We start from the raw sequence: 20,113 nt of genomic DNA, 5'->3' as shown, positions 1-20,113 counted from the left end.
TGCGGCATTTTTTATTGCTTAGACTGTTTCTCTCAACTTCTAGAAACAGGCAAGTAGAATGAACAATTTTAATGCAAGTGATATTAAAGAACATGCTTCAGTCATTGCTTCATGTGGTACTCAAGTCGGGAAGGTGGACCATTTAGAAGGTCAGGATTCAATTAAATTAACAAGAAGTGATGATGAAAATAATGAGCATCATCTGATTCCCTTGAGTTGGGTAAGTGAAATCAAAGACGATAGCGTCGTGCTCAATAAAACTGCGGAAGAGGTACGTAAAGAGTGGACTACCTTATAAGAAATTAAAGTTAGTGGACTGAAAAGCAGGGCTGCTTCAGCTTAATTTTTTATGTCACAGACTTTATGAATAACCGTTGAAAATGCCAGTTCGAAAGACTGGCATTTTTATTGTTTATTAAAACGAGATAATGATCGCGTGCTGAATTTATTGAAGCTATGAGTGTTTTTTTATAAAAAAACCACCTGATTTTTCAATCAGATGGTTTGGAAAACTTAAATTCAAGAAGTATTAAGCTTCTTGCTGCTCGGCCTGAATCGCGGTTAAGGCAATGGTAAACACGATGTCATCGACCAAGGCACCACGCGACAGGTCATTGACCGGCTTATTCAAGCCTTGCAGCATTGGTCCAACACTGACTACATTGGCAGCGCGTTGAACCGCTTTATAAGTAGTGTTACCGGTGTTCAGATCCGGGAAAATAAATACATTGGCACGTCCAGCCACTTGTGAATCAGGTGCCTTTTGGCGACCTACACTTTCTACAGATGCTGCATCATATTGTAATGGACCATCAATCAGCAGGTCAGGGCGGCGTTCTTTGGCAATCCGTGTGGCTTCAGCGACTTTTTCCACATCTGCGCCGGTACCGGAAGTTCCCGTCGAATAGGAAATCATGGCAATGCGTGGATCTATACCAAAGGCTTTGGCAGAATCGGCGGACTGGATTGCAATTTCGGCCAGCTGTTCTGCATCAGGGTCCGGATTGATCGCACAGTCACCATACACATAGACTTCATCTGGCAACAGCATAAAGAATACGGAAGATACCAGAGAATAATCTGGAGCAGTCTTGATCAGCTGAAAAGCAGGACGTACCGTATTTGCTGTGGTATGTACTGCACCAGAAACCAGGCCATCGACTTGATCCAGTGCCAGCATCATGGTGCCAAGTACTACTGTATCTTGCAGTTGTTCACGGGCCTGTAGTTCGTTGAGCTTGCCTTTACGCAGCTCCACCATCTTGTCGATGTAGTTTTCACGCACCAGATCCGGATCAAGAATTTCCAGATCTTCAGGCAATTCAATACCGCGAGCTTTGGCTACTTCTAGCACAGCTTCAGGCTTGGCCAGCAAAATACACTGTGCAATACCACGCGCCTGACAAATGGCCGCAGCCTGTACGGTACGCGGTTCATCACCCTCTGGCAGTACAATACGTTTTTTCGCAGCAATCGATTTCTGTACCAGTTCATGACGGAAAGCGGAAGGTGACAGACGTGGCTTATAAGAACCATTCAACATTTGATTCAGCCATTCCGGATTGATATGGCTTGAAACAAAACGTGTCACCTGATCTGCACGTTCGGTATCATCCACTGGAATTTCATTGCTGAGATTTGCCAGTTTTTGTGCGGTTTCAAAAGTGCTAAGTGGCGTATGTAAAATCGGTAAACCTTGCTTGATGGCAGCTTGACAGAATTCCAGTACATGATCATTTGGCTGTTGATGTTCAGTCAGCACCAGACCGGCCAAAGGAATCCCATTACTGCTGGCCAGACTACTTGCCAGTAATACGTCAATCCGGTCAGAGGCACTAATAATTAATTCGCCAGCCACAAATTTATGCAATTCATGTTCAATATTGGCTGAAATCAGGCTGCTATGTTGTACACGGCGCTGTTTGGCTTCGCCTTCGTTAATCCAGTAGGCAGAAATATGTGCAGCCAGATCAGACATGCGCGGCACACTTAAGGTTTTACTGAAAGGCACCAAGCCAATCACTGGTAATTTTTCAGAGCCAATATGCGGATGCGTCTGCTGAATGGCGGTGATAAATTCGGCGGTTTCAGCTTTAAGGCGTAAATCCGGATTCAGCGTGACAGGAATCTGCGCAGATTCTTCAGGCAGGCCTTTGGTGCGCATCAACATGATGCCCGCAAGGCGGGTAGAGCTAGCGCCACCAAAATTACGCAGCTGATGTTCAACTTTATCTGCGGTTTGGCTTGGCTGCTGAATATTGGCATTGCTGACGACAATAACTTTGGCATCCAGTGCTTGTGCCAGTGAAGCATTCAAATCATCGGCAAAACTGTCCTGAGTATTTGGCAACAGCCCTTCGACAATAATTAGGTCATGCTGTTTAGCAATTTGACGATGCAGACGCACCGCTTCTTCAAGCAATTCATCCTGTTCATCCAGATTGATCTGCTGCAAGACTTTGCTATAACGGATAGGTTCAACCGTTTCACTTTGAGAAATATGACGATACAAAGCCGTGGTGCGGTCTTCGATTTCATTCAATTCCTGGGCAAAAGGTTTCAGGAAACCAGCTTTTACCCCTTGGCATTCCAGTGCATAAATCAGGCCCAAACATGCAGAAGTTAAGCCTACGCCTTCCCCCGTGGGAACCAATAAAATTGTTTTCATAAATTATGTCAGTCGCAGAATAATAAAAATCAGTGAAAAAGAAGCTAAAGCCTGCTTATGCAGGCATTACCTCAGCTTGAGACTTTTTTGCAGTATTGCGCTCCACTTCAAGTTCAACCACACTTTGAACTTCCCGGGCAATACGGCCTTCTTCATCTGTTGGCACTACCCAGATTTGTGGGCCTGTACCTGAATCAATTCGGCCTTCGGTACCGCGTTTCAGCTCATTATTGGCATTTTTATCCAGACTGAAACCGAAATGAGGCAGGTAAGTCATGGTTTTTTCGCGGATATACGCTGAGTTTTCGCCAATGCCGCCAGTGAAGAACAGACCATCAAGACGTGGCAGACCACAGCTCAACGCTGCCAGAGACTTAGCTAAACGGTAGCAGAATACTTCAATCGCCAGTGTGGCATCTTCATTGCCTTGTTCTGAAGCTTCAATCAGCGTACGCATGTCATTGGACAGATCAGACAAGCCCAAAAGACCACTTTGGCTATTCAGCATCTTGTCAATTTTATAAATGTCCCAACCTAGGTTTTTCGCCAGGAAGCTGTGCAGACTTGGATCAACATCGCCACTGCGTGTGCCCATAACAATGCCTTCAAGCGGGGTTAAGCCCATTGAGGTATCTACACTTTTCCCATTCCACACGGCACAGGTCGAGCTACCATTACCCAGATGCGCGGTTAACCAGCCACCTTGTTTGAAACTGCCTGCCAGTTCAGAACCGCGCTCTGAAACATAGGCATGACTCGTCCCGTGGAAACCATAGCGACGTACACCATGGGCGGTATATAGGAATTTCGGTAGGGCATAACGATAAGCATGCGCTGGCATGGTTTGGTGGAAGGCAGTATCAAATACCGCAACCTGTGGTAATTCCGGGAATAAACGTTTGGTAGCTTCAATACCAATCAGGTGTGCCGGATTGTGTAATGGTGCAAGCGGCGTTGCTTCACGAATTTTTTCAATAATTTCGTCATTGATCAATTCAGCCTTGGTCAGGCTGCCACCATGTACGACACGGTGACCGATCGCATCCGGACGGTAGTTGGCCAGACGTTCCAGACCCACTTCGAGTGCTTTTTTGTGGTCAGCAAATGGAATGTGGATATCGACCGGCTCATTGCCAACCGTCACGCCTTTAATGCGAGCATTCTCTGTGCCTAAGTTCTCAGCTAAACCATGAATACGGAAATTCTGCTCCTCAAGAAGTAATGCAAACTTGATTGAAGAAGAGCCACAATTAATAACTAATACTGATTTAGACACGATTGATTACCCAATTTTTAATTAAAATTCTCGTCCATTTGCTTGACCCAATTGCGGACAATGAAGCAGCAATCCAGATCAATGAATATGTTTTAACATTTGTTTTTTTTCTGTCCTAGATAGACTTTAGCAGATTAGACTTAAGCATTATCGACCGATTTAACAATAATAACTAAAATTTATCAGTTCATAGTTTTCATTTATAAATAAAATGATGCTGAAAATATAATCAATAAAATACTAAATTCTGCTTAAATTTAATTTTAGAACAAATTGGTTTTTAGTTTAGCGTCCGAAAAGGCAAATATTGTTTCTAAATACAATTCTATAAAGAGATTTATCAATAAAATGACCCGAAGGTTCTAATCCATCTATTTCAGTGTCAATTTTTCTGTCCATAAAAAAACCGCATCATAAATGAGGCGGTTTTAAATGAGCGATCTGAATACTTACTGGCGAATCTGACCATCACCAAAGACAATCCATTTCTGCGAAGTCAGGCCTTCAAGACCGACTGGGCCACGAGCATGGATTTTATCGGTCGAAATCCCGATTTCTGCGCCTAAGCCATATTCAAAACCATCTGCAAAACGAGTAGAGGCATTGATCATGACCGAACTTGAATCTACACCCGCCAGAAATTCGCGTGCCAGACTGTAGTTTTCCGTAATAATAGAATCAGTATGATGCGAGCCATATTTGTTAATGTGCTCAATGGCTTCTTCTATACCAGAAACAACTTTGATCGCCAGAATCGGGCCCAGATACTCGGTATACCAGTCTTCTTCGGTTGCTGTAATGACTGCATCTCCAAGAATACGCTGGGTTTCCCGGCAACCACGCAGTTCGACTTTTTTCTCTTGGTATAGCTCTGCGATGCGTGGCAAGAATTCTTCAGCGACTTTTTCATCGACCAGCAGGGTTTCCATGGCATTACATACGCCATAGCGATGGGTTTTGGCATTGAGCGCAATCGGCAAGGCTTTTAACAAGTCTGCTTGAGCTTCCACATAGACATGACAGTTGCCATCTAAATGTTTAATGACCGGCACACGTGCTTCCTCGGTAATCCGTTCGATCAGACTCTTGCCGCCACGAGGCACAATCACATCCACATATTCGGTCATGGTAATCAACTGGCCAACAGCAGCGCGGTCAGTCGTGTTTACCACTTGTACGGCAGCCTCAGGCAAGCCTGCGACTTTCAGGCCATGCTGAATCGCGACAGCAATGGCCTGATTTGATTCCAGAGCTTCTGAGCCACCCCGTAAAATAATGGCATTGCCTGATTTGAGTGCGAGTGATGCAGCTTCCAACGTGACGTTAGGACGTGACTCGTAGATCATGCCGACCACACCCAAAGGCACACGCATCTTGCCCAGTTGAATCCCGGATGGGCGATAAGCCATATCACTAATTTCACCAATCGGATCTTTCAGGCCAATGACATCTTTAAGGCCCTGTAACATACCTTTAAAGCGTGCGGGGTTGAGTTCTAAGCGATCAAGCAGGGCTGAGTCCAGATTGTTGTTATGCGCCTTGGTCATATCTTTCTGGTTGGCAGCCAAAATAGCAGCCTGGCTATTTTCCAAAGCCGTATAAATAGCGGATAACGCATTATTTTTAGTTTGGGTGGACGCGCGAGCCAAAATGCGAGAAGCCTGGCGTGCCTGCTGTCCTACCGTTTGCATGTATTGTTTAATAGACTCTTGCATAGCGGTTTGATCACTTAGAAATTTCATTTCGATATTAACAGCCTGCTGCTGCACAATGAAGCCCATCTATTAAAAATCATCCGTTTTCGCAGACTTCTAAACATTTTGAAATTGTTTTCTGTTTAAAAGTAGATAAGTGGTCACTGAAGCGGTTGCTTGTGAAAAGCAGCTCTGTATAGAATGAAACACGCGGCATTGATGTCATTTATAATTATTAAAGAGCAGGATGCGTGTTCAGGCACACCGGAATGCGCCTGAAATATAAGATCTGTTAAGCATGACTTGCACAATAAAAATAAGGCAAGGACGGAGGAAAAGGAATATGAATTCCATTATCCACATGGACACCCATGTATTGGAACAACATAGCCACGATGGTTTTTTTGATCTTTATGATAAGCACAGTTTTAAGCAGCCGCCACGTACTACCTGGATGGACGGCTGGAAAATCGAATATATGGCGATCGCCCGTCCGGATACCTTACATTTAAGACCCATGGTGATTATTGGGGGAGCTTTCCAGAATTTTAATTCCTACAAATACTGTGTAGAACAGCTTTTTGATGCAGGTCCCATCATTCTGATTGACCTACCGTCCATGGGGGCCAACCAGCAGATTAGTAATGTCGATACGGGGCTGTCTGCCGGAACACTGGAGCTTGAAGACCTTGCTGCGATGCTGGGGCGCTGGCTGGAACAGATGCAGCTGCCGCAAGTGGCAATTCTAGGTATGTCCTTGGGTTCAGTGGTGGCTTCCTATTTGGCAGATCAGCGTCCTGAACTGGTCGATCGGATGATCCTGATGGGTGTGATGCAGAAAACCCGTAAAAGCTGGCGGATGCTGCTGGAAGAGTCTTTGCATCTAATGAAAGAACAGCGTATGGATGAATTTGGTCAGGCCGTCATTTTGTACCTGGTGAATCATGCACGTTTAACAGAAACCCGGATGTCACCGACTGCAAAGCGTTTGTTCTTTAAACAGATGGCGGAATTTACGGCCACCGAACAGGATCGTTATGATATCAATTGCAACCGTTTATTGCGTCTGACCAATGTGCCGATTCCACAGTGCAAAGTGCTGGTGGCATGTGGGCAATATGACAGTTTTACCTTGCCACATGAGAATGCCAATTTTGCCCTGCAATGTCCGAATATGCAGTATGTACAAATTGCAGGCGCCGATCATGTACCGCAGTTACAACGTCGTAAAGAAACCATGCATCTGTTTGCAACCTTCTTACGTGATGAACCGGTCGATCAGTTGCCGGGAATTATTCCGTTTAGCCCTGAGCAGATACAGCAGCTTGAACGTCGCGGTGAAGAGCGGATTCAGGTGCAAGATTCACAGCGTTTCCTCAGTCATCGTCATTCTGATCTCATTTTAAAAGCAGAGATCGTGGACATGAATTTCTTTGGGGTATTGCTGGAGTTAGATGTAGAACAGGCAGTATGCGCAACAGCTTATCCACGTGATCTGGCCTTGCATCTGGAAGATGAAGTTGGGGAATTTCAGATTGAGTGCCTGATCTTTGAACAGGATGATACTCAGCTGCGTGCTTTATTCAAACATGGCAGTTTTGAAGTCGCAGAACGCTTATTACGCTTTGTACAAATGCAAAAAGTACTGTCACAAACTGAAGTATTTGATGCAGCAATTTAAAAAACAGCAGCATTAAAAAACAGCGTACTTAAACGCTGTTTTTTTTCACGGCATGAATCATCCAGACCAGATCACCTAAATGTTCATCCTGTTCATGAGTCGGGTTTGGCTGATGAGGCTCGGCAAAATAACGTTGTGGTTGTTGTACCTCAACCTGGTCAAATCCTGCATCTTGAAAAAAGTGCTGCAGTTCTTGGGGGGATTTAAAATGAAAGGTAAACGCACTGCGAGACATGAATTTAAGTAGACGGCTACTGCTCCAGATAAAGTTCGCCAGTTTATTTTTCACCGGTTCAGGATAAATATCGCTGAGATAGTGAACTGCCGGGAAATACTGCGCATTTTCTGTAATCCCCTGCATCAGAATACCTAACATCTGCTGATCAAAATAATTAATCAGTCCTTCGCTAATGACCACTAAGGGCTGGTTGCAGTCAAACATCTGAAAAATACAGTCCAGTTCTTCACTAAAAATATCGGCAGTCAGGACTTCAGGGGCATACTGATCGATCTGCTGTAAAGCCTGCGTCTTGATCTTGGCCATATCCGGCAGGTCCAGTTCACGATAATTAATCTCGGGGAATTTCTGTCTGAAATTCCAGCTGCGTGGAGATAGTCCGCAGGCAATTTCAAGAACCTGAAGTTGTGGATGTTGCTCAATTAGTTGACACAAATGCTCATCAATCATCTGATGGCGCTGCTTAAGTGTAGTCCGCATGCTACCGCCGACATGGCGTTCCGCCCAGGATTCAAGTGGATGAAGCAGTTTGGCCAGAAACTTGCCTTTGGATGTAGCAAAGGCTGGATGTGAGATTCCCATTTGATACCAGATATAGCCGGTATAGTGCGCCGTAAAAGAAATATGGCGATGTTGCGAAAGTGAGTCTGTCATATTTGTTCTGACCTTATTGTTATTTTTAAGTTGATTGAATAATAGTGTAACCTTTTCATTACTATAATTAAAAAGGAACACCTTGTCGTGTCCCTTTTTCATATTGATTGGATTTAAAAAGTTTTAGCTGGATTGCTGTTTAAATGCCAGTATTTCATCACGGATCTCGCGCCATTCTTCACCCAGATCCAGTTCATCACCAATCTGGATGTTCGGGATGTTGCCGCGCATGCGTTCCAGGCGTTGCTGGTTCGGGAGGGGCAGATCTTCAATTCCTTCCAGTGCGATACATTGTGCCGCACGATCATTACAGACCAGACCCATATCACAACCAGCTTTGAGTGCGGCCTGAATTCGGGCATCGGCACCGCCTGCGACACATGCGGCCTGCATGCTTAAATCATCCGAGAACAAGACGCCGTCAAAGCCCAGCTCCTGACGTAAAACCTTCTGAATCCAGAATTCCGAGAAGCCTGCCGGATTAGGATCAACCTGGCTATAGATGACATGAGCCGGCATTAGCGCATCCAGTTGTGGTTGTAACTGGATAAATGTTTGCATATCTTTTTGCTGAATCTCTGCATAGGAGCGCGTATCAATTGCTGCAGCAACATGCGAGTCTGCTTTAACAGAGCCATGACCGGGGAAATGTTTACCAGTTGAAGCCATACCGGCACGTTTCATACCTTTTAGAAATGCGCTGGCGAGTGGAATAATGTCCTGAATATTTTGGGCAAAGCTACGATCACCGATCACATCACTGATGTCATTCAGGTCCAGTACCGGTGCAAAGCTGAAATCAATTCCGACAGCCAGTACTTCAGTCGCCATCAGCCAGCCGCATTTTTCAGCCAGTTCAAGGGCACGCTGTGGATCGCTCGTATAAAGTTCGCCAAATTTCCCCATGGCAGGCAGCAGGGTAAAGCCTTGTCTTAAACGCTGTACACGACCGCCTTCCTGATCCACTGCAATTAAAATATCAGGACGCACCTGACGCATATGATCGGTCAAAGCACGGACTTGGGCGGGAGATTCGATATTGCGACCAAATAAAATCACTCCACCGACTTGCGGCGCACTTAATAGTTCAATATCTTCTTGAGTGAGGGTTGTGCCTGCGATGTCGAGCATCAATGCGCCAATCATATGCGGAATCCGTTTTAGAGTTTTTCGGAGAAAACAATACCTGAATTCTGCAATGATTTGCTACACTTTGTCAGCACAGAATATGATAAAACTACACGACATAAACATATTAAGTTGTTTAAGATGCTGAATACGTTAAATTCTGGTCGAAAAGCAACACGGTCACATTGGTCTCTAGGCCAAGGAAGTACGAATTATTTATGAAATTTCAAACTATAGCTTGCGCAGTTGCGATTGCGACAGGTGGATTCTTTTTTACCCATGTAGTGAATGATGCGATTGCGGCCAATAGTAATGAAGTGGTCAGTAAAGCAATTCAGCCATCTCAAGAGCAGGCGCTGGTGTCACGTCAGCTGGCAACCCTGGTTGACCGTCAGCACTATTTAAATATGCGTCTGGATGCCCAAACTTCGCAGCGTATTTTTGATTTCTATATTGATAGTCTTGATCCGGAGCACAGTCTGTTTCTGGCTCCAGAAGTTGAAAACTATAAGAAACGCTATGGTGCCAATTTTGGTGCCAATCTGAAAGCCGGCAATTTGTCTGGTCCTTATGAAATGCATGCGCAATATCAACAGCGATTGCACCAGTTCTACACCTACATGTTGAATGAGCTGAAAAAACCGCAGAATCTGAATCAGCCAAATGTTTATATCGAAACGGATCGTGAAAAAGCACCGTTCTTTAAAACTGAAGCTGAACAGCGCGCGCACTGGTCAAAAATGCTGGTGTCTCAGCTGATCAATCTGACCATCAGTAAAGAAGAGGAATTGGCCAAGCAGAAAGCTCTGAAAGCCAATCCGGAATTGGCCAATGGACAAGACCTCACGGGTCCTGAAGATCTGACGCCTGCGCAAACCTTAACCAAGCGTTATACCCGTCAACTGGAACGTCTCAGCCGCGTCAAAAGTGATGATGTGCTCGACAAGACACTGAACGCGATGATGCTGACTTATGATCCCCACAGTAATTACTTCCCGCCTGTGGATGCGATGGAGCTGAATCGTCAGACCACTTTACAGCTGGAAGGCGTCGGCGTATCGATTCGTCCGGAGCGTGGCAATGAAGATTATACCAAGATTGAAACCATCGTTGAAGGTGGTCCGGCCAGCAAATCCGGTCAAGTTAAATCAGGTGATCGTATCATTGGTGTGGCGCAAGACGGCGAACAGATGATTGATGTCATTGGCTGGCCAAGTAATGAAATTGTCGGTCTGATTCGTGGTAAACGTGGCACGAAAGTCACTTTACGCTTACTCGGTGCGGGTGCTGCCATGGGGCAGGCACGTAATGTGACCATTACCCGTGACGTGATTCAGGAAGAAGATGCTGGTGTACGTACACGTGTAGTCGACATTCAACGTGACGGTAAAAAATATCAATATGGTGTGATCGAAATTCCGTCGTTCTATCTGAACTATCGTGCACGCCGTGCCGGTACGGATTATCGCTCGGTATCTGAAGATACCAACAAAGCCTTGAAAGAACTCGCGGCGAAGAATGTTGCTGGGATTATTGTTGATTTGCGGAATAACCCAGGTGGTTCACTGGAAGAAGTGGCACGTATGTTGGGGCAGGTGATCAAGTCTGGTCCAGTGGTACAGATCCGTGATGGCAATGGCAATGTCAGCGTCTTTGAGGATGATGATGGCGGCGCACAAACCTATGCAGGTCCACTGGCAGTGATGGTGAATCTTGCCTCTGCATCGGCCAGTGAAATTTACTCTGCTGCGATTCAGGATTATGAACGCGGGATTGTGATTGGCAGTACTACCACCGGTAAAGGTACAGCACAAGTACAATTGGATAGTCTGGCGCATGGTCAGGCGACATTGACGCAGCGTAAATTCTACCGTGTGACCGGTGGCAGTACCCAGAATAAAGGGGTCGTTCCGGACATTAAACTGGTCGATATTTATAACGAGGAGTTTGGTGAGCGTAAGGCCAAAAATGCCCTGCAGTGGGATACTATTCCAACGGCACCATTTAAACGCGAAGGTGCAGTACAGAAATACGTTCCTGAATTGGCTAAACTTTCTCAGCAACGGGTCACACTGGATTCTCAGTTCAAGTATTTAGAACAGCGTAAAGCCGTGATGAAGAAAGCTGAAGAAGAGAAACGTCAGGTACTGGACTTGCAACAGCGTAAAGCTGAGTTGATTGCCATGGAGCAAAAAACGCTGGACGCAGAAAACACTCGTCGTGCTGCAACAGGTCTGAAACCTTATCCAAACTGGGAAAGTTATCAGGCTTCACTGGATGCCTTGATTGAAACACGTGCCAAGATGAAGGCCAAAGAACGTCCGGCTCTGCCTGAAGAAGAAGCATTTGTGATTGAAGCGGCAAATGTGTTACTGGACTATGCCAAATTACAGGCAAAACCCTAAGTTTTAGCCTCATTGGTCGTTGATAAAAGTAGCCTGTTTCGACAGGCTATTTTTTTATTTTGCAAATCTGCACGAAAGAACAAATAAAATTTTGCTATGAAGTGCCATCTGTCTAAATAAAAAGAAAAAAATTGTGATGGTGATCGAATAAATGAGCTAAAAAAATGAAGCTAAATATTTGCTTAAATTTGAAACACTTCTAATATATAAGTTGTATTTTATTTTTCTGTTGAGTCTTATTTTTGAGGCAATTCTCAACTTCAAAAGAAAGAAATATAAATTCTAAATTTTAGTTAAGACTGATGTTGTTGCAGACCAATTGGCTTGCATAGATGGTCAGTCTTGAGATTTTACTGAGCTCAAATTTGACCGGGTGAAAATGGAAATATCAGTGCAGAGCATAATAAAAATGATCACCGCTGGGGAACATTTTATATGATTGACATTCAGCATGATATTGGTCTGCTCATCGGGTCCGTTCTTTCTGCATTGGTCGCTTGCTATCTCATCGCACGGATTAAAAAATTTGCTTCAGGCGCTTCACAGCCAAACTTTAAAACCTTCAATTTAATGCTAACCGCCATACTATTGGGCCTACTCATCTGGTTGATCCATTTTATCGGGCTGACAGCAGGTTTTGTGCTGAATAAATACGAGCTGGATTGGGGGGCGCTGCTTCTATCTGTTCTGGTGATATGTATTGCCGCTATGTTTACCCTCTGGTTAAGTACCAGAAGTACCTGGTCATTTTTCCGGGCAGTTCTCGTAGCAGGTGTGATCGCACTCGGCATCTTTGGCATGCACTCTATTAGCATGATGTCATTCAATTTTACTGCTGCCCATGTGCAACAGTCACCGGAATTAGTTCAGGCACATGATCAGCTATTTCTGGCCATGATACTGATGAGTGGATTGCTGCTGGTGACGCTGATGTGTATCGTCGTATCCGAACTGCGTGTGGGATTACGCAACCGTCAGCTTGCATGGGCCAATCAACAAATTGAAAATCAGACCATTCAGGACAATCTGACCAAATTACCTAACCGTTTGTATCTGGCTGAATATGCAAATCTGCTGTTTTCAGGTCAGTCCGAACAGCAGCATGAAATTGCTTTTTTATATATCGATCTGGATCGTTTTAAAGCAGTCAATGATGTGTTTGGCCATCTGGTCGGTGATCAGTTGCTGATTCAATTGACCACGCGGATTCATCTGTTATTAGGCCATCATTCCAAGCTGCTCAGAGTTGGTGGGGATGAATTTCTGCTGGTACTGGAAAACACATCTGTCGCCAAAGCTGCAAAAATGTCAGAACAGATTCTTGAACTGATTCAGGAAAGTTTCCTGATTGAAGGCAAGAGTATTCATATCTCGGGCAGTATTGGCATTGCCATGTATCCGGAACACGGCAAGAATTTACAGGATCTGCTGGTCAATGCTGATGCCGCCATGCTGAGTTCCAAGTATTAGGGGCGCAATACCTATTCAGTCTTTAATTATTCTACCGACCAGGATGAAAGCAAGAGCCAGAGTACCCTGATTAATGACCTATATAAAGCCGTGGAAGAGCAGCAGTTTGTGCTGTTTTATCAGCCCAAGTTTCGGACCAAAGACCGTAGCTTGTGTGGGGTAGAGGCATTAATTCGCTGGAACCATCCCCAGTTTGGTTTGCTCGGCCCGAATCTGTTTATCAATGCGGCTGAAAAAACCGGACTGATTATTCAAATGGGCTATTGTGCATTGGAGCTGGCCTGTCAGCAGATTCAAAAATGGCAACAGACACATACTGAATTTTTCCCTATCGCGGTCAATTTGTCTGCAGTACAATTTGAGCATAAGCATTTGTTTAGTACTTTAGAAAAGTTATTTGCACAATATAAAATCAGTCCTCAGCATTTAATGATCGAGATTACTGAATCGACTGCCATGCATCATATTGATGTGAGTATGCGCAGCTTTAAGCGCTTAAGACAAATGGGCATCCGTCTAGCCATTGATGATTTTGGTACAGGGCATTCCAGTTTTCTCTATTTAAAGAATTTCGCCGTAGATGAGTTAAAAATTGACCGGGAATTTATCAAAAATCTGGCAGTCGGCTCCAAAGAGGAAATGATTCTGGAAAGCATTATTCAGCTGGCCATAAAACTGGGCTTGGTGGTGACCGCCGAAGGTGTTGAAACAGAAGCGCAAGCAGAAATTTTAACCCGGCTCGGTTGTGAACAGTTACAAGGCTTTTTGCTGGGCTTGCCGGTAGATGAACAACGACTAGAAAACTTACAATTCCATGAATAGCGCTCTAATTCATTGAGCGTCAGGATAGACAACATGGCTAACGGAACTCCACCCTGAAACTCTGCTACAATATCGCCAATTTTTTTCATATTGATCGAATTTGATCTCGAATGCTGTGCATTGAGCAGTAGGTGTATTTCATGAGCTTTAAGCAAGAACTGGCGGCACAAGTCGCCCAGCGACGTACGTTCGCTATTATTTCCCACCCCGATGCCGGTAAAACCACCATGACAGAAAAATTGCTGTTATGGGGTCAGGCCATTCAGGTGGCCGGGATGGTAAAAAGCCGTAAATCTGACCGGGCCGCAACATCGGACTGGATGGAAATGGAAAAAGAGCGTGGTATCTCGATCACGACTTCGGTGATGCAATTTCCTTTTAAAGACAAGATGATCAATCTTCTGGATACCCCGGGACATGAGGACTTCTCGGAAGATACTTATCGTACTTTGACCGCAGTAGACTCTGCGCTGATGGTGATTGATGGTGCAAAAGGTGTCGAAGACCGTACCATTAAACTGATGGAAGTGTGTCGGATGCGCGATACTCCGATCATCTCATTCGTCAACAAAATGGACCGTGAAATCCGTGAACCGCTTGAGCTTCTGGATGAAATCGAAAACGTTCTGAAAATTAAATGTGTCCCGATCACCTGGCCGCTCGGTACAGGCCGTGATTTTGCAGGTGTATTTAATTTAATCGAAGAAAAATTCTACGTGTATAAAGCTGGTTTCGGTTCAGTGATTACCGAGATCGAAGTGCGTGATGGTTATGACTATCCTGATCTTCGTGAGAAAGTCGGTGAGCTGGCTTGGGCGGCATTTGAAGAATCGCTTGAACTGGTACAAATGGCCAACGAACCTTTAGATCGTGAAGAATTCCTGGCGGGTCGTCAAACGCCTGTTCTGTTCGGTACAGCCTTGGGTAACTTTGGTGTCGACCATGTTCTGGATGCCTTCAGTCAATATGCGCCATCTCCTAAAGCCCATCCGACCCAAGATCGTGTTGTAGAAGCTGATGAAGAAGGCTTCACCGGTTTTGTCTTTAAAATTCAGGCCAATATGGATCCGAAACACCGTGACCGTATTGCCTTCATGCGGATCTGTTCAGGCAAGTATGAAAAAGGCTTGAAGATGAAGCATGTACGTTTGGATAAAGATGTGCGCATCAGCGATGCCTTAACTTTCTTGGCCGGTGATCGTCAGCATCTGGAAGAAGCTTGGCCGGGTGATATTATTGGTCTGCATAACCATGGCACCATCCAGATTGGTGATACATTTACCTCGGGTGAGAAACTTCAGTTCACCGGTATCCCGCACTTTGCGCCGGAAATGTTCCGTCGTGTCCGCTTGAAGGATCCATTAAAATCCAAGCAGTTGCAAAAAGGTCTGAAAGAACTTTCAGAAGAAGGCGCGACCCAGGTATTCATGCCGCAGAATAACAACGACCTGATCGTGGGTGCGGTGGGTGTGCTACAGTTTGAAGTAGTGGCTTACCGTCTGAAAGAAGAATACAAGGTGGATTGTGTTTACGAACCGGTCAGTATCAACACAGTGCGTTGGGTATCTTGTGATGACGAGAAGAAATTCAACGAATTCAAGAAAAAAGCCCATGACCAGTTGTCTGTCGATGGCGGTGGTCATTTAACTTATCTTGCGCCAAGCCGGGTGAATTTACAGCTCATGCAAGAACGTTATCCGGACATCGTGTTCCACAATACGCGTGAACACTAAAATTTCAGGCTTCGCAGCTAAAGTTTAAAAATATCAAACAGCTTCTCCGGAAGCTGTTTTATTTTATGCTACATTTAAGCAATTAATAACTCGATAGATATAGCAAAGAGAATGAAGCTCAGCAAGGAAGTCGTCCTCGGTTCTGTGATTGGTTTAAGTCTTGTCCTGAGTGGCTGTGATCAAAGCGAAAAAGAGCCTGTTAATACTCCGCAAAATGAGAAAATGACCGCAGCTCAGCAGACCGCAGATGTTTTGCCTTATCTGAATATTCAAGAGCAGCCGGCTAAAATTGCCTTGCCATTTTGTGAAAATAAAAACTGTATCAATCTGGATATTCAGACCTTGCATACGGTTGATCCATGGATGAACCAGTGGATTGAAAAGCAGCAGGCCAAAGTGATCCAGGATCAAATCGGTTTGAAACAGGACATGAATTTACAGCAGGCCATCAATGCCTATGTAAAAAAATCGGATGCCTGGCAGGCGCAGATCAATTTGAACAAGGCTTATGAATTATCGCTATATACCCGCATTCCTTACCAGCGCAATCAATATGTATTGATGCAGATCGGGGTCGATACCAAACAGGAAAATGTCAGCGTGCATGAGCGCTATTATTTTTTTGTGGCTGATCGTCGCCAGCAGAAAATGCTGACTCCACTGGATATTATCGATCCTAAGCAACAGTTAGTAATGGATCAGATTATTCAGCAAGCCTATGAGACATGGCTCAAAGAAAATGATCCGCAAGTTCAGCAGAAGGCACCGAAAAAACTGTATTGGGGACAGGCTGACTGGTTCTTTGATCAGGAAGGTATTGGGCTGCATTTTCGCAGTCATGAAATCAGCAAAGATGCCAAACAACTGGATATTTATTTAACAAAACAACAAACACAACAGGTCTTGAAAGCTGATATCTATCAGCATATGTTTTAAAGCTCATGATCCTGCAAACGTACAGGTTCCAAAAAGGTGAATGAATGCCAAAATACAAGAATATCTTTTATTTATCCATCCTGGCATCAGCGATCTTGCTGAGTGCCTGCCAGCCGAAGAGTAATGAGCCGGAAGACTCAAGTGCTTCCGAGGTGCTACAAGCCGAAGCTGAAGCACTTAAACTCAGCGGCGATACCGAAAAGCTCAAGCTGGCGATTCCAGAATGTGAAGACAAAAGCTGTCCAGAAATCTCGATCGAACGTCTGAATAGTAATCAGAGCTTTATTGATGAATGGATCGACCAGCAGATTCTGCAACAGTTGAAAAATATCCTGTCTGTTGATGCAATTGAACCGGCAAAAGTGAGCGCTGCCAGCGAAGCAGACGTTGCCGCCTCTGAACCTAAAGCGGCTTTGGCCACAGTGACCACACCGAAACAGCAGCTTGAACAGCAAACCCAGCCTTATATGCAGACTTTCTTGAATCTGGATAAGGAGCTTAAGGCCCTGAGTGCCAGTCATAGTATTAGCCTGATGATTAAGCCCAAGATTCTGAATTCAGGAGATCCTTTGGCGACCGTGGTTCTGAACAGCAGTTATTATCTGGGGGGAGCACACGGCGCATCTGCACAGACTTATTATAATTTTGATCTAGAGCAGAAGAAACTGGTCAAGCTGGATGACATTATTGCAGCCAAACAGAAAGCTCAACTGGAAGCGCGTGCTTATGACGCGTTTAAAAACTGGGTGGTAGAGTCCAAACTGGCCAAAGATGTGGCGGAATATGAACAGGCCTGGAAGTTTAAACTCACCGATAATTTTTATCTGGCCCAGCAAGGTCTGGTCTTGCAATATGCCGAATATGAAATTGGGCCATATGTAGTTGGCTTGCCACGTTTAATGATTCCTTATGAGCAGCTACAAGGTGTACTGAAACCTGAATATCTGCCTCAAACTGAAAAAGCTGCCTCTGAGGCACAGCCAGCACCTACTGCAAAAACCAAATGACCTTGAAACTGTTTGATACGCATACCCATTTTGATGTTCCCGATTTTGATTCTGATCGGGAACAGTTGGCGTATGCGGCCAAAGCGGTAGGTGTCGAGCATCTGGTTTTAATTGGTTTTTTGCAAAACCGTTTTGCTGATCTGTTACGAACTCATGACTTTATTAATGACCTGGAAAATGCACCGCAAAGTCATTTAGCACCGGGCTTGCATCCATTTTATATTGAACAGCATCAGACTGATCATTTACAGGAGCTGGAGCAACTGCTTAAAAATGAGCACTGTATTGCCATTGGTGAAATCGGTCTGGATACCTTTTTAAAACAGCATAAACAAGCGGAAATTTTTCAAAAGCAAAAAGATTTTTTTGCTGAACAGCTTGAATTGGCACAACAATTCAATAAGCCAGTTTTGCTGCATATCCGTAAATCACATGCGGAGGTTTTGCAGATGTTAAAACAGCAGCAGTTTAAGCAGGGCGGCATTGCACATGCCTTTGGTGGTGGAATTGAGGAAGCCAAGGCTTTTATCAAGCTGGGATTCAAACTGGGTATCACGGGGCAAATCACCAATCCAAATGCCAAAAAACTTCATCAAGTGGTGCAGTATGTCGGACCAGAACATCTGGTGCTGGAAACCGACTGTCCAGATATGACGCCGCTCTGTTGTCAAAGTTCGAGCGAACATCGTACTAGAAATACGCCTGCAAATTTGCCTTATGTGTTGCAAGGACTGGCAAAGAGTCTACATATGCACAAAGAGGAACTGGCTGAACAGCTCTGGCAAAATACTCATCAGGCCCTGCATCTGGCCATTTAAGTTAACGCTCTTAACTCGGTCTTAAATTCCCAGTTCATCATAAGTCGAAAAAAAGGTGCATTATGCAATTTCTAAAATGCTCCAGACTTGGCATCATGCCATATACATTCTTTTAGGTGAGATTCACATGGCACAAGGACTTTTGGCGGGTAAGCGCTTCTTGATCGCGGGCATTGCGAGTAAATTATCGATTGCTTTTGGTATTGCTCAGGCATTGCATCGTGAAGGTGCTGAATTGGCTTTTACTTATCCAAATGAAAAGCTGAAAAAGCGGGTAGATGACTTCGCTGAACAGTTTGGTTCAAAACTGGTTTTTCCTTGTGATGTGGCAGTCGATGCTGAAATTGACCAGGCATTTGCTGAACTGGCTAAACACTGGGATGGTATGGACGGCGTAGTGCATTCTATCGGTTTTGCACCGGCACATACGCTGGATGGTGACTTCACCGAGATCACGGATCGTGAAGGTTTTAATATTGCGCATGACATCAGTGCTTATAGCTTTATTGCGATGGCGCGTGCGGCAAAACCTTTGCTGCAAGTCCGTCAAGGCTGTTTGCTGACGCTGACCTATCAAGGTTCTGAGCGTGTAATGCCAAACTATAACGTGATGGGTATGGCTAAAGCCTCTTTAGAAGCAGGCGTACGTTATTTGGCGTCTAGCTTGGGTCAGGAAGGTATTCGCGTGAATGCGATCTCTGCGGGTCCAATCCGTACTTTGGCAGCTTCAGGTATTAAATCATTCCGTAAAATGCTTGACCTGAATGAGAAAGTTGCTCCATTAAAACGTAATGTGACGATTGAAGATGTCGGTAATGCTGCATTGTTCCTGTGCTCGCCATGGGCTAACGGAATTACCGGTGAAATCCTGTATGTCGATGCCGGTTTCAATACGGTAGGTATGAGCGCTGATTTGATGGCGGATGCGGAATAAGTCCTATAAATCCTCTCTCCCTCAGGGAGAGAGTTAGAGAGAGGGGAATGACTTCTTTCTCTGAGTGAGGAAATGATTAAAATCCCCCTCATTCCCCCTTTGATAAAGGGGGAGGCCACTCAAGGCAATAAAAAAGACCGCACAAGCGGTCTTTTTTAGATTTGAATGACAGCGATTAAGCTTGACCATCCACAGCAGCGGCTTGGGCACGTTGCATATTGGCTTCAAATTCAGCATCGAAGTTGATTGGTGTAAGTAGCAACTGTGGGAAGCTGCCTTTAGTCACCATATCATTCACTGCTTCACGTAGGAACGGGAACAGAATGTTCGGACAGTATGCACCCAGGATATATGGAAGACGCTCTTCTTCAACGCCATCCACCAGGAAAATACCAGCTTGAGTCACATCAACGATAAACGCGGTATCACCTTCGTTGGTCGCTTGAACCACGACTTTCAAAGCTACTTCAAAATGAGTTTCATCAATTTTTTCTGCAGAAGAAGAAAGATTGATGTTTAACTCAGGTTGCCATTGCTTGGTAAAAACTTGCGCCCCAGGAACTTCAAAAGAAATATCTTTGGTGTAAATACGCTCTAATGCCAATTGTGGTTGAGCTTGTTGTTCTTCACTCATTTTTTGATCCTTAAT

Annotated in this window: 14 protein-coding genes and 1 pseudogene; 9 read left to right on the top strand and 6 right to left on the bottom strand. The window is 44.7% G+C overall.

The window, feature by feature from the left end; genetic code table 11:
* Positions 1-58: 58 nt before the first annotated feature.
* Entirely contained in the window at positions 59-298 is a 240-nt protein-coding gene (locus H0S56_RS12160) for a DUF2171 domain-containing protein (protein ID WP_004729548.1), read from the top strand.
* A gap of 231 nt (positions 299-529) precedes the next feature.
* On the opposite strand, the gene pta is transcribed toward H0S56_RS12160, so the two are convergent.
* From pta to H0S56_RS12145, 3 genes are all read right to left on the bottom strand, one after another.
* Positions 530-2,668: a phosphate acetyltransferase gene (pta, locus tag H0S56_RS12155; protein ID WP_195725166.1), complete on the bottom strand. Its 2,139-nt coding sequence runs from the start codon at positions 2,666-2,668 to the stop codon at positions 530-532.
* Positions 2,669-2,723: 55 nt separating this feature from the next.
* On the bottom strand, positions 2,724-3,944 hold the full coding sequence (locus H0S56_RS12150; protein WP_005103172.1) for an acetate/propionate family kinase: 1,221 nt from the start codon (positions 3,942-3,944) through the stop codon (positions 2,724-2,726).
* Positions 3,945-4,393: 449 nt separating this feature from the next.
* Positions 4,394-5,659 (bottom strand): glutamate-5-semialdehyde dehydrogenase, encoded by a 1,266-nt coding sequence (locus H0S56_RS12145; protein WP_195726089.1) that lies wholly within the window; start codon positions 5,657-5,659, stop codon positions 4,394-4,396.
* Between the two features lie 322 nt (positions 5,660-5,981).
* Here H0S56_RS12145 and H0S56_RS12140 point away from each other — a divergent pair, with 322 nt between their 5' ends.
* On the top strand, positions 5,982-7,319 hold the full coding sequence (locus tag H0S56_RS12140) for an alpha/beta fold hydrolase (RefSeq protein ID WP_195725165.1): 1,338 nt from the start codon (positions 5,982-5,984) through the stop codon (positions 7,317-7,319).
* A gap of 28 nt (positions 7,320-7,347) precedes the next feature.
* Here H0S56_RS12140 and H0S56_RS12135 read toward each other — a convergent pair whose 3' ends face one another.
* Positions 7,348-8,211, bottom strand: a complete 864-nt coding sequence (locus tag H0S56_RS12135) for a class I SAM-dependent methyltransferase (RefSeq protein ID WP_195725164.1) — start codon at positions 8,209-8,211, stop codon at positions 7,348-7,350.
* Positions 8,212-8,334: 123 nt separating this feature from the next.
* Entirely contained in the window at positions 8,335-9,357 is a 1,023-nt protein-coding gene (gene nagZ / locus H0S56_RS12130; protein WP_138743103.1) for a beta-N-acetylhexosaminidase, read from the bottom strand.
* Between the two features lie 200 nt (positions 9,358-9,557).
* Between nagZ and H0S56_RS12125 the strand changes: the two genes are divergently transcribed.
* From H0S56_RS12125 to H0S56_RS12095, 7 genes and pseudogenes are all read left to right on the top strand, one after another.
* Positions 9,558-11,744 (top strand): carboxy terminal-processing peptidase, encoded by a 2,187-nt coding sequence (locus H0S56_RS12125; protein WP_195725163.1) that lies wholly within the window; start codon positions 9,558-9,560, stop codon positions 11,742-11,744.
* A 435-nt stretch (positions 11,745-12,179) separates the two neighbouring features.
* Positions 12,180-14,036 (top strand): annotated as a pseudogene (locus tag H0S56_RS12120) (putative bifunctional diguanylate cyclase/phosphodiesterase).
* Positions 14,037-14,176: 140 nt separating this feature from the next.
* Entirely contained in the window at positions 14,177-15,769 is a 1,593-nt protein-coding gene (locus tag H0S56_RS12115) for a peptide chain release factor 3 (RefSeq protein WP_004647433.1), read from the top strand.
* Between the two features lie 111 nt (positions 15,770-15,880).
* Positions 15,881-16,705, top strand: coding sequence for a hypothetical protein (locus H0S56_RS12110; RefSeq protein WP_195725162.1), 825 nt, complete (start codon positions 15,881-15,883; stop codon positions 16,703-16,705).
* A gap of 44 nt (positions 16,706-16,749) precedes the next feature.
* Positions 16,750-17,712 carry an RsiV family protein gene (locus tag H0S56_RS12105; protein WP_195725161.1) on the top strand — a complete coding sequence of 321 codons (963 nt, stop codon included), beginning with the start codon at positions 16,750-16,752 and terminating at the stop codon, positions 17,710-17,712.
* Complete coding sequence (locus tag H0S56_RS12100; protein ID WP_195725160.1) at positions 17,709-18,530, top strand: TatD family hydrolase; 822 nt, start codon at positions 17,709-17,711, stop codon at positions 18,528-18,530. Before H0S56_RS12105 ends, H0S56_RS12100 begins: the two co-directional genes overlap by 4 nt.
* 127 nt (positions 18,531-18,657) lie before the next feature.
* Positions 18,658-19,464 (top strand): enoyl-ACP reductase FabI, encoded by an 807-nt coding sequence (locus H0S56_RS12095; protein ID WP_195725159.1) that lies wholly within the window; start codon positions 18,658-18,660, stop codon positions 19,462-19,464.
* Positions 19,465-19,639: 175 nt separating this feature from the next.
* Here the strand turns inward: H0S56_RS12095 and secB are convergent, their stop codons facing one another.
* A complete protein-coding gene (secB, locus tag H0S56_RS12090) occupies positions 19,640-20,098 on the bottom strand; it encodes a protein-export chaperone SecB (RefSeq protein WP_004647439.1) in 459 nt (152 codons plus the stop codon).
* Between the last annotated feature and the right edge of the window lie 15 nt (positions 20,099-20,113).

Origin of the sequence: Acinetobacter lwoffii (genome assembly GCF_015602705.1) — a bacterium.
Classification (GTDB): Bacteria; Pseudomonadota; Gammaproteobacteria; order Pseudomonadales; family Moraxellaceae; genus Acinetobacter; species Acinetobacter lwoffii_E.
Note: the sequence above shows the minus strand (reverse complement) of the source record. Positions and strands in the feature narration are given on the sequence as shown.